Annotated in this window: 10 protein-coding genes and 1 pseudogene; 6 read left to right on the plus strand and 5 right to left on the minus strand. The window is 74.7% G+C overall.

Annotated elements, in window-relative coordinates; translation table 11 throughout:
- Window positions 1–2: 2 nt before the first annotated feature.
- Window positions 3–1,670, minus strand: a complete 1,668-nt coding sequence (locus ACFZCY_RS34535) for a peptidoglycan DD-metalloendopeptidase family protein (protein ID WP_391182334.1) — start codon at window positions 1,668–1,670, stop codon at window positions 3–5.
- 184 nt (window positions 1,671–1,854) lie between these two features.
- On the minus strand, window positions 1,855–2,631 hold the full coding sequence (locus ACFZCY_RS34540; RefSeq protein ID WP_391182337.1) for an alpha/beta fold hydrolase: 777 nt from the start codon (window positions 2,629–2,631) through the stop codon (window positions 1,855–1,857).
- Between the two features lie 302 nt (window positions 2,632–2,933).
- Between ACFZCY_RS34540 and ACFZCY_RS34545 the strand changes: the two genes are divergently transcribed.
- Window positions 2,934–3,344, plus strand: coding sequence for a cobalamin-dependent protein (locus ACFZCY_RS34545; protein WP_391182339.1), 411 nt, complete (start codon window positions 2,934–2,936; stop codon window positions 3,342–3,344).
- 153 nt (window positions 3,345–3,497) lie between these two features.
- Here the strand turns inward: ACFZCY_RS34545 and ACFZCY_RS34550 are convergent, their stop codons facing one another.
- From ACFZCY_RS34550 to ACFZCY_RS34560, 3 genes and pseudogenes are all read right to left on the minus strand, one after another.
- Window positions 3,498–5,129: a DUF5691 domain-containing protein gene (locus ACFZCY_RS34550; protein ID WP_391182342.1), complete on the minus strand. Its 1,632-nt coding sequence runs from the start codon at window positions 5,127–5,129 to the stop codon at window positions 3,498–3,500.
- Complete coding sequence (locus ACFZCY_RS34555; RefSeq protein WP_391182849.1) at window positions 5,126–6,322, minus strand: hypothetical protein; 1,197 nt, start codon at window positions 6,320–6,322, stop codon at window positions 5,126–5,128. Before ACFZCY_RS34555 ends, ACFZCY_RS34550 begins: the two co-directional genes overlap by 4 nt.
- A gap of 393 nt (window positions 6,323–6,715) precedes the next feature.
- Window positions 6,716–6,964: pseudogene (locus ACFZCY_RS34560) on the minus strand (SWIM zinc finger family protein); the annotation flags it as partial.
- 172 nt (window positions 6,965–7,136) lie between these two features.
- On the opposite strand from ACFZCY_RS34560, the gene ACFZCY_RS34565 reads away from it, so the two are divergent.
- The 5 genes from ACFZCY_RS34565 to ACFZCY_RS34585 all read left to right on the plus strand — a co-directional run.
- Window positions 7,137–8,255, plus strand: a complete 1,119-nt coding sequence (locus ACFZCY_RS34565; protein ID WP_391182345.1) for an AAA family ATPase — start codon at window positions 7,137–7,139, stop codon at window positions 8,253–8,255.
- Window positions 8,256–8,269: 14 nt separating this feature from the next.
- Window positions 8,270–10,663, plus strand: a complete 2,394-nt coding sequence (locus tag ACFZCY_RS34570; protein WP_391182852.1) for a DUF5682 family protein — start codon at window positions 8,270–8,272, stop codon at window positions 10,661–10,663.
- Entirely contained in the window at window positions 10,660–11,895 is a 1,236-nt protein-coding gene (locus tag ACFZCY_RS34575; RefSeq protein WP_391182347.1) for a VWA domain-containing protein, read from the plus strand. The genes ACFZCY_RS34570 and ACFZCY_RS34575 overlap by 4 nt, the downstream gene beginning before the upstream one ends.
- Window positions 11,896–12,039: 144 nt before the next feature.
- The gene (locus ACFZCY_RS34580) at window positions 12,040–12,981 is read left to right on the plus strand and encodes a hypothetical protein (RefSeq protein WP_391182350.1); all 942 of its coding nucleotides are present in this window, start codon (window positions 12,040–12,042) and stop codon (window positions 12,979–12,981) included.
- A gap of 96 nt (window positions 12,982–13,077) precedes the next feature.
- The coding region (locus tag ACFZCY_RS34585) for a hypothetical protein (RefSeq protein ID WP_391182352.1) at window positions 13,078–14,325 on the plus strand (1,248 nt) is incomplete at its 3' end.

Here is a 14,325-nt window from a genome sequence, read left to right on the forward strand (position 1 = left end):
GGTCAGTTGGGGTCGAGGCCGTGGCTGCGCAGCCACGGCTGCGGGTCCACTGCCGCCCCGCCGCCCGGATGCACCTCGAAGTGCAGGTGCGGGCCGGTGGAGTTGCCGGAATTGCCCGAGTAGGCGATGACGTCACCGGCCTTGACCGTCCCGGAGCGGATCTTGGTGCTGCTGAGGTGGCAGTACCAGGTCTCCGTACCGTCGGGAGCGGTCAATATGACCATGTTGCCGTAGGCGTCGTTCCACTGGGTGCGCACGGTGCCGTCGGTCGCCGCCATGACGGGCGTGCCCTGGCTGACCGGGAAGTCGATCCCGGTGTGCAGGGACATCCAGTTGATGCCCGCCTGGCCGAAACCGGCGCTCAGTCCGTGCTGCTTGACCGGCAGCGCGAACTTCGGCCGCATCGCCTCCTTGCGCGCCGCCTCCTCGGCCTTGCGCTTCTTCTCGGCGGCTTGGCGCGCCTTGAGGTCGATCCGCTCCTGGGTGCGGCTGGCGCGCTCCCGGAAGTCGTTGACGCCGTCGTCGACCCCGGCGAGCCGGGTGTCCATCTCGCTGTTGGCGACGGAGGCCTTGACGGGCTGCGCGTCGGGGGCCGCCTGCGTGGTCGTGTCGTCCTTCTTGTCGCTGGACATGCCGCTCACGGAAGCGGCGGCCACGGCGGTGACGCCGAGCGCGCAGACGGACGGGACGGCGACGGTGAGGAGCGCGGAGCGCTTGGGGCGGGAGGGCGCGGTGCGGCGGCGGGCGCGGCCGCCGGAGCGGGTGGCGGTGGCGGCGGGCGGCGGCGTGATGTCGGCGGCGGGTTCGGGGTCGGGGTGGGGTTCCGGTTCCGCCTCGGCCACCGCTTCGAAGACCGCGGTCTGCGCGGTGTGCGCGCTGTGCTCGGCGTGCTCGGAGGGTGCCGTCCCGTCGTCGTACTGCGGCTCGTCGTACTGCGGTTCGTCGACGGTGGCGTAGGCCGAGGTGTCCCAGAACTGGGTCTGCCCGGTGTCGACGCCGGAGGTGTCGTACGCGGCGTGCTGGCTGATGACCTCGTACTGCCCCGAGACGTCGTACTGGCCCGTATCGACCTGTCCCGTATCGAACTGCCCGGTGGTCTCGTACTGCCCGGTGTCGTACTGGCCCGTGTCGTACTGGCTCGTGTCGTACTGCCCTGTGTCGAACTGCCCGGTGGTGTCGAACTGGCCGGTGTCGAACTGCCCCGTGGCGGCGTCGCCGTACTGCCCGGTGGTGTCGTACGCGCCCGTGTCCCACTGGTGGGACTGCGTGCCCCAGGCGTCGGCGTCCCACTGGCCGCCGGTGTCGTCCTGCCGCTGGGTGGGTACCTCGGTGGGCAGCTGATAGCCGGAGGCGGCCCACATCGCGGTGGTGTCGTAGGCGCCGGTGTCGTACGCGCCGCCGTCGCTCCACTGGGTGGCGTCGTACTGGCCGCTGTGCCCGCCGTTGGGGTCGCCGCCCTGGCCGTCCCCGTAACCGCCGGGAAGGGAGCCGTAGAGGGGGTCGGGTTCGTCGTACGCGGCGAGGTTGGCGAAGCTGCCGGTGGGGTACCCGTCGTACCCGGCGTAACCGTGCGCTGTGTCCTGGTGCTGGCCGTAGGCCTCGTCGTAGGAATACGAGGCGTCTGGAGCGGGGACGGTCGGGGTTGCCCCCAACGGGTGACGGTCGTTCACCACCAACTTCTCTTTCGCCTCGGCTGCAGGAGAATTAGCGGCGACTGTACCCGGCGGTACGCGGAAGCGACAATCTTCAGCAAGTTTTGAGCAGCACGGGAAAGGGCATTTGGACCTCTTTCGGTTGACTGTGCGCCCACTCTTGGCCCGGCGTTCGACGGTTGTTCGGCAATTTTCGGCCGTATCAAGCGACCGAGAAAGCGCCCGAAGTGTCCGCCTGCGCGGCATCGGCGGCGTCCAGGGCCTCCCGGATCCCGGCGGCGACGGCCGGGCGGACCGGTAGGGCGAGATGCCCCACACCGCTGATCTTGATGTTGCGAAAGATCAGATCCGGATGGTCTATGCGGGCGACTTCCGCCGGGATCATCAACTGATCCGCATCACTCCAGAAAGAAACGAAACGCGTACGGCATTCGGGGGCAGGCTGCCTCAACTCCGTTATCACCTCGGAGTCCGGGCACATCTGACGCACGAGCGGATGTGCGGACAACAAGGGCGCGACGCGGGTGCCGGAGTGCGGGGTGCCCAGTGTGACCAGGGAGTGCACCCGTACGTCGCCGCCCAGCCGCTGGACGTAGTACCGCGCGATCAGCCCGCCCAGGCTGTGGCCGACGATGTCCACCTGGCGGTGGCCGGTGCGGGCGCGGACGTCCTCCACGTGGCGGGCCAGCAGCGCGGCGGCGGTGCGGAGGTCGCAGGTCAGGGGGGAGTAGTTGAGGGCCTCGACATGCTGGCGGCCGTGGCGGAGGAGGGAGCGGCGCAGCAGCACGAAGACAGAACGGTTGTCGATGAAGCCGTGGAGGAGCAGCACGGGGCGGTGCCCTCGGAGGTCGGGCGGGGGTGTGGCGGGCGGACGCTCCTGCCGGAGGCCGGTGGGGTAGAGGAGGAGGTGCCCGGCGAGGATCGCCAGATCGAGAGCGAGGGCCCGAGCCCGGTTGCGCTGTGCGTATACGAGGCCCACGACGACCGCCCCCTTGTGCCCGTGCGTCGGGGCAGCCGTAACTGTGGCCGTGACAGACCGCGCCGTCGCACCGCGCCGCCATGCCCATGCCATGCCGCCGTCCATACGGCTGCCGGGCGGCGCTGCGCGGTGCGACGGTCCCCGCTGCGGCTCCCCTTGGTGGTCGACCCGAGGTCGAACATGTTCCGGGTGTGATTTCCCCCTCCCTGCGCATCGCGAAACTGCCGGGTAGGGGATGCTTGCGGGAAGCTGGAGATAACGTTCGTTCACGCGGATGCGCGCGCTAGGGCTTGGAGGCTGCGATGGGTGTGACCGGTCCGATCCGTGTAGTGGTGGCCAAACCGGGCCTCGACGGCCATGACCGCGGCGCGAAGGTCATCGCGCGAGCGCTGCGCGACGCGGGCATGGAAGTCATCTACACCGGCCTCCACCAGACCCCCGAGCAGATCGTCGACACCGCGATCCAGGAGGACGCCGACGCGATCGGCCTCTCGATCCTCTCCGGTGCCCATATGACCCTGTTCGCCAAGGTGCTGGAGCTGCTGCGGGAGCGCGAGGCGGAGGACATCAAGGTCTTCGGCGGCGGCATCATCCCCGACGCGGACATCCCCCCGCTGAAGGAACAGGGCGTGGCGGAGATCTTCACCCCGGGCGCGACGACGACGTCCATCGTCGACTGGGTCCGCCGAAACGTCCGCCCCGTAGCCGCCTGACCCGCCACGCCCGGCCGCTGCCCACGCACCCGGTCCGCCCCCGTCGGGCCCCGGGGACCCGGTCCGCCCCGTCGGGCCCCGGGGACCCGGACCCCATGACCGGGGCCCGGGGTGGCACCCCGGTTTCGGGGAGGGGCGGGGTGGGGCGGGGGATCAGCCGCCGGTCAGTTCGGACCGCATGGCCGCCCGCAACCTCAGCGTCCCCACCAACCGCTGGAACGCCTCCGACCAGTACCCACCGGCCCCCGGCGCCGCGCCCTCCGGTTCGTCCGGGAGGGCGGTCAGCACCTCCAGGCGGTCCGCCTGGGCCGGGTCGAGGCAGCGCTCGGCCAGGCCCATGACCCCGCTGAAACTCCACGGGTAGCTGCCCGCGTCCCGCGCGATGTCCAGCGCGTCCACGACCGCACTGCCCAGCGGCTCGGCCCACGGCACCGCGCACACCCCCAGCAGCCGGAACGCGTCGGACAGCCCGTGGGAGGCGACGAAGTCGGCGACCCACTGGGCCCGTTCCGCCGCGGGCAGGGCGGACAGCAGCTTCGCCGGGTCCCGCCAGGCCGCGGCGGCGGGAGGCGCGCCCGGGGTGCCGAGGAGCGCGCGGGACCACTCCGCGCTCCGCTGCCGCACGGCAGCCCGGCACCAGGCCGCGTGCAGGTCGCCCTTCCAGCCGTCCGCGACCGGCAGGGCCACGATCCGGTCCGCGTCCAGCCCCCCGAACCACTCGGACCAGCGGGCCAGCGGCGTGGCCTCCACCAGTTGGCTCAGCCACCAGGACCGTTCCCCCCGACCGGACGGCGGCTTGGGCACGACGCCGTCGCGCTGCATCCCGCTGTCGCACCGCGCGGGCGCGTCGACGGTGATCTGCCCGTTGTCCGGGGACAGGGAGACGCAGCGCGCGGACCGCTCCGCCATCCGCGCGGCGAACGCGGAGTCGGGGAGCGCGGCCAGCAGTTCGGCGGCGGTCGCCCGGACGTTGCGGCTGCGGTCGGACAGCGCCTGCTCCAGGAAGGGTTCGTCGGAGGGCGCGAGGTCGTCGCGGAGCGAGTCCAGGAACATCAGCCGGTCTTCGGCCCGCTCCGTGGACCAGGTGCCGCTGAGCAGGGCCAGCCCGGCCGCCGGGTCGCGGTGGCGGGTCCGGGCCAGCAGCGACACCCGCTCGGCGAACAGCCCCTCCTCCCACTGCCGCCGCACCTCGGCGTCGGACGCGGCGGCCCCGCCCGGCCCGGACGCGGGCGCCGCGCCCCGCCCGGGCGGGGCGCCCCGCAGGGCGAACTTCCAGTCCGGGTTGAGCCGGGCCAGCCACAGCGCCCGGGGCCCGCCGAGGGTGAGCGCCTCGGGCCGCAGGTCGGTACGGGCGCGGGCCGCGTCGAGCAGGGTGGGGAGCAGGGCGTCGGGCGCGCGGTAGCCGTACTGGTTGGCGAGGGCGAGCCACTGGGGCAGCAGCTCGGCCAGGTCGGGGGCGGAACGCGGTCCGCTGCGCCCGGGGGCCGAGCGGTCGGCGAGCAGCATCGCCAGCCGGCTGCGGGCGGCGGGCGGGAGCGCCGGGCGTGGGTCCTCGGGCGCGGGTTCCGGGCCCGGCCGGGCGGGGGCGGGGCGCAGCCCGGCCCGCCGCCGTACGGTGCTGAGCGCGGCGGCGTCCAGCAGGGCGGACGCGGCGTCCTGCCCGGGGCGCGCGGCGACGGGCGGGGTGCGGCGCTCGGTGCCGAGCAGGGCGGCGGCGACGAGGTCGTCCCACGCCACGGGCGCGGTGCTGGCGCTGGCGCTGGTGCTGCTGCTGGTGCTGGTCAACGCGTGCCTCCGTACGACGTCGGGCCGGTGCCGATGGCGAGCGGGACGGGTTCCGGATCCCAGGTGGTGAGGGGCGTGATGCCGCGGTGCCCGCATTCGCCGAAGACGGTGACGGGGCGGCCGCCCGATATCGCCGTGAGCTGCCACAGGTTCGTACGGCCGAGACACCTCGGGTCGACGGGGAGCGCGGTCCCGGCGGCCTCGTCCGCCAACTGCCATCCGTCGGCACCGGGGACGGGCGTGACGCCGGAGAGCACGACGGGCCAGCCCTCCAGCCAGGGGTCGTCGCTCAGCGCCTCGCCGTAGGCGGCGAGCGCCGCGTCGACGCCGCCGCCGTCGGGCACCCCGGCGGGCGCCGGGGCTTCGGCGGCCGCGGCGGGCGGATAGCGGGTGCCCAGCGCGGCCCGGAGCGGACGCGTGCCCGGGTAGTAGACGAGGTCCGCGTCGAGCACCAGACCAGGCGGCAGCGCCGGCTCGGGCGATCGGCCCGCCGCGCCGAAGGACAGCAGCAGCGCCATCCGGCCCGTGGCCCGGCCGCGGAGCCAGATCCGCCGGGTGGTGAGCTTGCCGTCCTCGCTGTCCTGGCCGCCCAGGACGAGCCAGTGGTCCCGGATCGGCTGCCCGTGCGCGAGCAGTTCGGCCACCGGCGTCGTGACGCCGACCCGTGAACGCGTGGTGGCGGCCAGCTCCTCCGGCAGGCTGTCGAGGTGGAGGAAGCCCTGGTTGAGGAGGTGTGCCAGGGCGCATTCCTCCAGCAGGCGGGCGGGCCAGCCGGGGCCGGAGGAGGGGATGGCGGCCAACTCCCGCACCCGCGCCCCAAGTCCGGGGGCCTGGGCGTCGACCATGCGGGCGGCCGTCTCGTCCCACGCCCCGTATCCGGCGCGGTCGGCCGTGGCCAGACCGTCGCGCAGCAGGTCCGCCAGCCGCTGCTCCAGCTCTGTGGCGCCCGCCGCGATGCGCTGGCCACGCCGCTCGGCGCGCCGCCGCACCGCCCCCGGGTCGGCAACCCCGCCCGGGCTGCCCGCGCCGCCCGTGCCGCTTACGGCCCCCGCGCTGCCGCCCGACCCGCTCGGGCTGCCTGTATCGCCCGCGCCGGCCCCGGCCGGGCCGCTGGTACTGCCCGCGCCGGCCGCGCTGCCTGTGCGGCCCGTACGGCCTGTGCCGCCCACAGCGTTCGCGCCGCCGCCGGGCACGGAGCCGCCCGTGCCGCTTGCGCTGCCGGGGCCGCCCGGCCCGTCATCCCGGTCGCCGCCGGACACTGCGCCGCCCGCACGCCCGCGCCCGGCCGCGCCGGCCGTGCCGCCATCGCTGCCCGTGCCCCCGCCCCCGCCCGCACTGCGCGCGCCGCCACTCCGGCCGTCGCCAGACCCCGCGCCGACTGCGCCGCCCGACCCGCTACCCCCGCCCCCGGCGGCCTCCACGCCCCCGCCCCCGGCGGCTTCCGCACCGCCGCACGCAGCCGCCGCCGCGCTCCGTGCGCGCTCGCCGAGCCACTGCTCGGCCCACTCGGGCGGCTCCGCGCCCTCCGGCACTCCCGCCTCGTCCGAGACCCACAGGAGCAGCAGCCCGAGTGCGTGCTTGCACGGGAACTTCCGGCTCGGGCAATCGCACCGGTAGGCGGGGCCGTGCAGGTCGACGACCGTCCGGTACGGCGCGCTGCCGCTGCCCGCGCACAGTCCCCAGACCGCCCGGCCCTGCGCACCTGCACCCGTACCCGCGCCCGTGCCGGACCACGAGGCGGCCCCCGCGAGCTTGCCGCCCGCCTTGCGTGACGCGGCGTCAGGAGCCAGGGCCAGCACCTGTTCCGCCGTCCAGCGTTCCCCCTGCGGATTCATGTCTGCGACGGTACGACCAGCCACTGACAATTGCCCTGACCTGCGGGTTCGTTGACGTCGGGCCCGTTGTCAGTGGCGTGGTGCACAGTGAATGACGCGTCCGGGAGCGGAACGAGCAACGAGTCGTGGGGGAGCTGTGACCGTCACTGTGTCCGGAACCAATTCACCTGAGATGACCCAGATTTCCGAGGGCGACGGAGCCGGCGAGGCCGCCGAGGTCCTCCGTCCGCACGCCGAGGACGCGTTCGCCGACGAGCTGAGCGTGCTGGCCGCCGCCGACGACCGCCCGCGCCCGGCTCGCTGGCGGCTGTCGCCGTGGGCCGTCGCCACGTATCTGCTCGGCGGCACGCTGCCCGACGGCACCGTGATCACACCCAAGTACGTGGGCCCCCGCCGCATCGTCGAGGTCGCCGTCACCACGCTCGCCACCGACCGCGCCCTGCTGCTGCTCGGCGTCCCCGGCACGGCCAAGACCTGGGTCTCGGAGCATCTGGCGGCGGCGGTCAGCGGCGACTCGACGCTGCTGGTCCAGGGCACCGCCGGGACGCCAGAGGAAGCCATCCGCTACGGCTGGGACTATGCCCGGCTCCTCGCCCACGGCCCCAGCCGCGACGCGCTCGTCCCGAGCCCCGTGATGCGGGCGATGGCGGACGGTATGACCGCGCGCGTGGAGGAGCTGACGCGCATCCCGGCGGATGTGCAGGACACCCTGATCACCGTCCTGTCCGAGAAGATCCTGCCGATTCCCGAGCTGGGGGAGGAGGTCCAGGCGGTCCGCGGCTTCAACCTCATCGCCACCGCCAACGACCGCGACCGCGGCGTCAACGAGCTGTCCAGCGCGCTGCGCCGCCGTTTCAACACGGTGGTGCTGCCGCTGCCCGCCACCCCGGAGGACGAGGTCGACATCGTCGCCCGCCGCGTCGCCCAGATCGGCCGCTCGCTGGACCTCCCCGAGGCCCCGGCGGGCGTGGACGAGATCCGCCGCGTCGTCACGGTCTTCCGCGAGCTGCGCGAAGGGGTGACGGGGGATGGCCGTACGAAGCTCAAGTCGCCCTCCGGCACCCTGTCGACGGCGGAGGCCATCTCCGTGGTGACGAACGGGCTGGCGCTCGCCGCCCACTTCGGCGACGGCGTGCTGAGGGCCGGTGACGTGGCGGCGGGCATCCTGGGCGCGGTGGTCCGCGACCCGGCCGCCGACCGCGTCATCTGGCAGGAGTATCTGGAGGCGGTCGTCCGCGAGCGCGACGGGTGGAAGGACTTCTACCGCGCGTGCCGAGAGGTGAGCGCGTGACGGCTGCGGAGCTGGTGGCGACACCCGGAGGCGGCGGGGCCGCGGGGGCCGTCGTGCCGGAGTGGCCGCTGTTGCTGGGGGTGCGGCACCACGGCCCCGGGTCGGCGCGGGCCGTGCGGGCGGCGCTCGACGAGTGCGAGCCCGGCGTCGTGCTCATCGAGGGCCCGCCGGAGGCGGACGCGCTGGTGCACCTCGCCGCCGACGAGGGCATGCGCCCGCCCGTCGCGCTGCTGGCGCATGTGGCGAACGACCCGGGGCGCGCCGGGTTCTGGCCGATGGCCGGGTTCTCGCCGGAGTGGGCGGCCATCCAGTGGGCGCTGGCCCGCGACGTGCCCGTGCGGTTCATCGACATCCCGGCCGCGAACTCCCTGGCCATGACGGCGAAGGACGATGCCCATCAGCCGGGCGATCCGGCCGGACCGGCCGAGCGGGTGCGCGTCGATCCGCTCGCCGTTCTCGCCGAGACGGCCGGGTACGAGGATCCGGAGCGCTGGTGGGAGGACGTCGTCGAGCACCGCGGCGCCGGCGGGACCGCGGCGTTCGCCGCCGTCGCCGAGGCCATGGGGGAGCTGCGGGCCGCGTACGGGCACGGCGGGCACGAGGACGACGCCGTCCGGGAGGCCCATATGCGGGTGCGGATGCACGCGGCGCGGCGGGAGTTCGGGGAGGCGGTCGCCGTCGTGTGCGGGGCCTGGCATGTACCGGCGCTGGCCGCCCGCCCCACGGTGACCGCCGACCGGCGGCTGCTCAGGGGGCTGCCGAAGGTCAAGGCCGAGATCAGCTGGGTGCCCTGGACGCACCGCAGGCTGGCACGGCACAGCGGCTACGGGGCGGGGATCGCCTCGCCCGGCTGGTACAGCCATCTCTTCCACGCCCCGGACCGGCCCCTGGAGCGCTGGCTGACCAAGGTCGCCGGGCTGCTCCGGGACGAGGACTTCGCGGTGTCGTCCGCGCACGTCATCGAGGCCGTGCGGCTCGCCGAAACGCTCGCCGCCCTGCGCGGCCGCCCGCTCGCCGGGCTCGCCGAGACCACGGATGCCGTGCGGGCCGTCATGTGCGAGGGCTCGGACGTGCCGCTCGCGCTGGTGCGGGACCGGCTCGTGGTCGGGGACGTGCTGGGCGAGGTCCCCGCGTCGGCCCCCGCCGTACCGCTCCAGCGGGATCTGCGGAGCACCCAGCGTTCGCTGCGGCTGGCGCCCGAGGCCGTGGAGCGGGAGCTCGAGCTGGACCTGCGCAAGGACATGGACGCGGCGCGCAGCCGGCTGCTGCACCGGCTGCGGCTGCTGGGGATCGACTGGGGCACCCCGGCGGCCTCGCGCGGCAGCACCGGCACGTTCCGCGAGACCTGGCGGCTGCGCTGGGAGCCGGAGCTGTCGGTGCGGGTCGCGGAGGCGGGAGTGTGGGGCACCACCGTGCTGTCCGCGGCCACCGCCAGGGCCGAGTCCGAGGCGCTGGGCGCCACGGCCCTCGCCGAGGTCACCGAGCTGGCCGAGCGCTGTCTGCTGGCGGCGCTCCCCGACGCCCTCCCCGTGGTGATGCGCGCGCTCGCCGACCGCGCCGCGCTCGACGCCGACGTGGGCCACCTCGCGCAGGCGCTGCCCGCCCTGGTGCGGTCCGTGCGATACGGGGACGTGCGCGGCACCGATACGGCGGCGCTCGGCGAGGTCGCCGAGGGCCTGGCCGAGCGAATCCTGGTGGGGCTGCCGCCCGCCTGCGTGGGCCTCGACGCGGACGGTGCCGCCGACATGCTCCGCCACCTGGAGGCCGTGCACCGGGCGGTCGGCCTCCTGCAGGAGCCCACCCCGAGCGGGCAGCCGACCGGTGATTCGCTGCGGGCGCGCTGGGCGGCCGTGCTGCGTGTCATCGCCGGGCGGGACGGCACCCCCGCCACCCCGGGGCTGCTCCGCGGCCGGGCCGCGCGCCTGCTGCTGGACGACGGGCGGCTCGCCGAGGACGAGGCGGCCCGGCTCATGCGGCTCGCGCTCTCGCCCGGCACCGCACCACCCGAAGCGGCCTCCTGGATAGAGGGGTTCATCGGCGGCGGCGCGGGCGGTGGCCTGCTGCTCGTCCACGACGAACGGCTGCTCGGCCTGATCGACGGCTGGCTCACCTCCGTACCCGCCGAGGCGTTCACGGACGTCCTGCCCCTGCTGCGGCGCACCTTCTCCGCGTACGGCACGGGCGTCCGCCGCACCCTGGGCGAGCTGGTCCGGCGCGGCCCCGGGCCCGCGGCCGGTGAGCCGCGCGCCGTGGGCGGCGAGGCGGGCCCCGCGGCGCCCGGCTTCGGCCCCGGGCTCGACGCGGACCGTGCGGCCGCCGTCGTACCGACGGTGCGGGTGCTGCTCGGCCTGGACCCCGACGCTGACCCCGACGCCGGTCCCGACGACACCGCGGAGGCGGCCCGATGACGGAAGACTTGGAGATCAACCCGGACACCGGCACGGACGCGGGGGACGAGCGGCTGCGGCGCTGGCGGCTGGTGCTCGGCGGGCAGGGCGGCGACGGCACCGGCCGCGCTCTGAGCGGGACCGACGCCGCCATGGACCGCACGCTCGAAGCGCTCTACGGCTCCGGGGGCGGCGGGGACGGCCCCGCGGGTCCGGGGGGAGGCAGCGGCGGACCGGCGGGCGGCGGCGCCTCGCGGTCGGCCGGGCTCGGCGGCTCCGCGCCCCAAGTGGCGCGCTGGCTCGGCGACATCCGTACGTACTTCCCGACCTCCGTCGTCCAGGTCATGCAGCGCGACGCCATCGACCGGCTCGGCCTGTCGGCGCTGCTGCTGGAGCCCGAGATGCTGGAGGCCGTGGAGGCGGACGTGCATCTGGTGGGCACCCTGCTCTCGCTCAACCAGGCGATGCCGGAGACCACCAGGACCACGGCCCGTGCCGTCGTCCGCAGGGTCGTCGAGGAGCTGGAGAAGCGGCTCGCGACCCGCACCCGCGCGGCCCTCACCGGCGCGCTGGACCGCTCCACCCGGATCAGCCGCCCCCGCCACCGGGACATCGACTGGGACCGCACCATCCGCGCCAACCTCAAGAACTACCTCCCCGAGCACCGCACGGTGGTTCCCGAGCGGCTGGTGGGTTACGGGCGGGCGGCGCGCGGGGTGAAGAAAGACGTCATCCTGTGCGTCGACCAGTCGGGGTCGATGGCCGCGTCCGTGGTGTACGCCTCCGTCTTCGGCGCCGTGCTCGCCTCGATGCGGTCGATCGCCACCCGGCTCGTCGTCTTCGACACCGCCGTCGTGGACCTGACCGACGAGCTGGACGATCCGGTGGACGTCCTGTTCGGCACCCGGCTCGGCGGCGGCACCGACATCAACCGCGCGCTCGCGTATTGCCAGGCGCAGATCACCCGGCCCGCGGACACCGTCGTCGTGCTGATCAGCGACCTCTACGAGGGCGGCATACGCGATGAGATGCTGGGCCGGATCGCCGCGATGAAGGCGTCCGGGGTGCGGTTCGTGGCGCTGCTCGCGCTGTCCGACGAGGGAGCGCCGAGTTACGACCGGGAGCACGCGGCGGCGCTCGCCGCGCTCGGCGCACCCGCCTTCGCCTGCACCCCCGACCTCTTCCCGGAGGTGATGGCGGCGGCGATCGAACGGCGCCAACTGCCGATACCGGACATGGCGATGCATCAGTGACCATCAGCGGCCCGGGGCTTGCGCGGCCCCCTGTGGGTCATGCAAGGATCACTCCCGTCGCCAGGACGTGAATGTGACCGTCCGCTTGGCACCCCGCCTGATGTCCGTACCAGGGAAGGCCCCCTTTTGTCTGCCGTGTTCGCTGTGCCTGCCGCTGTGCGCCTGCCGCGCACCGTGGCCGCGCGGCGGGCGCTGACGGCGGCGCTGTTCCTCGGGGGCTTCCTGGCACTGGCGTTCCTCTTCGGTGGCAGTGCCCACGCGGCGGAGAAGGAAGGCCTCGCAGGATCGGTGACGGGCCACCAGGCCCAGGCACCGGACCTGCTCGGCTCCTCGTCCGCCGCCGAGACCTCCGCCACAGAGAACGCCGAGAAGGACAGCGCTGGCAAGGACAGCGCCGGGAAGGCCGACACCACCGCGAAGCCGGTGGCGAAGCACCTCCCGGCCAAGGCGGTCAGGGCCGCGGACACCGCGGCGCGCAAGACGGCGCACACCGCCACCGACACCGTCCGCAAGACGGTGGAACCGGTGCGCGAGCCGGTCGAGCGGCAGGCGCGACAGGTCACCGATCCGGTCGATGACCTGGTCGAGAACGCCACGGGCACGGAACTTCCGGTGCGGCTGTCCGAGGTCGGCGACGCGAGTGTCGGCGCCCTGGGCCACACCTCCGGTGCCCATGGTGGCGCGCCGGGCCACGGCCCGGCGGCCAACGGCACCGACGAGAACCACCCGTCGCCGCACCCGGCCCGGCCCGCCGCGGCCCCGCTGGGGCCCGACACGGCGGCCTCGGCCGCCACCGCGCCGCGTACCGCCGGCTCCCACGACCACGGTCATGGCACCGTCGTCCGGGCGGCCGACGGCGCGGGCCAGGGCGAGGGCGCCCCGGCGCCGCTGCCCGTCCCGCGGTCCCCCCTCGGGACCGTCACCCAGTGCACCGGCGACAGCGGCGCTCCCCGTGGCGGGAACACCCACGCCGCTCTGCCGCCGTCCGGCGCTGCGCACTTCGGGCTCGCGCCCGGCGCGGTCCGTGCGGACAGCTCGGCGCCGACGCGCGAGCGGTACAACGAAGTCCTCGAATTCCCCGGCTAGGGCAGACCACCCCCCGTCTGTAGAGACCTGCCGCGCGGGGGCGGGTCAGGTCTGCCCGTTCGCTCATCCTCTTGAATTCGAAGGACTTCCTCCACCATGCGCAACAACGTTCGCCGCTCCATCCTCGTCGCCGCCGCCGCCACCGGTATCTGGGCCCTCGGCTCCGCCGCCGCCAACGCCGCCGAGACCCCGAGCGTCCCCTCCACCGACAACGTCACCAGCACGGTGGGCGGCGTCACCCAGAAGGTCACCGACACGACCCGCAAGGTCACCGAGACCACCGACAAGGTCACGGACACGACCGGCAAGGTCACCGACACGGTTGACGGTGCGACCGGCGATGTGGCCGACACGTCCAAGGTGAACGACACCGCGAAGAAGACGGTGGACGGCGTGACCGGCACCGTCAACGACACCGTCGACGGTGCCGCCAAGGGCCAGCTGCCGGACGTTTCCAAGACCACCCGCGACGTGACCGGTGGCGCGCTCGACGGCGTGACCCGTGACGCCAAGCCGGGCAAGGTCGTCAAGAAGGCGCACCACGCCGTGAAGTCCGTCCAGAAGGCCGCCGACGTCGACCTGCCCACCGGCGAGGTTCCCGGCGTCGTTCCGCACCTGCCCGGCCTCGGCTCGCTGCCGGTCAACGGCTCCTCGCTGCCCGCCGCCGCCCCGGTGCCGACCATCAAGGGCGCCCCCGCCGAGGTGCCTGCCCAGCTTCCGGCCGCCCCGAAGCTGCCCGGCGCCCCCGGCGCCGCCGACAACCTGCTCGCCTCGCTCTCCGGCGCGGGCGTCCGTCCTGAGGAGCTGGCCGGCAAGGCCAAGGGCACCGTGGGCATCGCCAAGCCGGTCGTGAACGGCGTCGCCGACGACGTGCTGCCGCCCGCCGTGAACCGCGTCGTGGTCAGGGTCGTCCCCGTCGCGCAGGGCACCCTGGACGACGCGGGCGTGCTGGCCGGTGACGCCGCGGGCAAGACCGTTCCGTACGTCGGCTACGTGGTCGGCAGCGCGCAGGGCTACACGCTGGGCACCGCCAGCAACGTGCTTCCGTTCGCGCAGGACACCGTCGCCAACGCCGTGCCGTTCGTGCAGGGCACCGTCGCCAACGCCGTGCCGGTCGCCCGGAACACGGTCAACAACACGGTTCCGTTCGCCGCCGACCTGGCCACCACCACGGTTCCGTTCGCGCTGGACCTGACCGGCTCCGTGGCCACGAACGCGCAGGGCACCGCGGTGAACACCGTGGCCCGTGTGCAGAGCCTGCTCCCGGTGGCCCCGGTCGACCTGACCGACGCCGCCAACATCCCGGCGCTCCCGGCCCTGCCGCAGGTCCCGGCCCAGCTGCCG

Source organism: Streptomyces sp. NPDC007983, from assembly GCF_042958345.1.
Taxonomy (GTDB): domain Bacteria; phylum Actinomycetota; class Actinomycetes; order Streptomycetales; family Streptomycetaceae; genus Streptomyces.

Excerpts from the sequence above, each read along its gene's own strand:
- ACFZCY_RS34545 (WP_391182339.1), top strand. The coding sequence starts at position 2,934 with ATGGGTGTGACCGGTCCGATCCGTGTAGTGGTGGCCAAACCGGGCCTC.
- ACFZCY_RS34565 (WP_391182345.1), top strand. The coding sequence starts at position 7,137 with ATGACCCAGATTTCCGAGGGCGACGGAGCCGGCGAGGCCGCCGAGGTC.
- ACFZCY_RS34575 (WP_391182347.1), top strand. The coding sequence starts at position 10,660 with ATGACGGAAGACTTGGAGATCAACCCGGACACCGGCACGGACGCGGGG.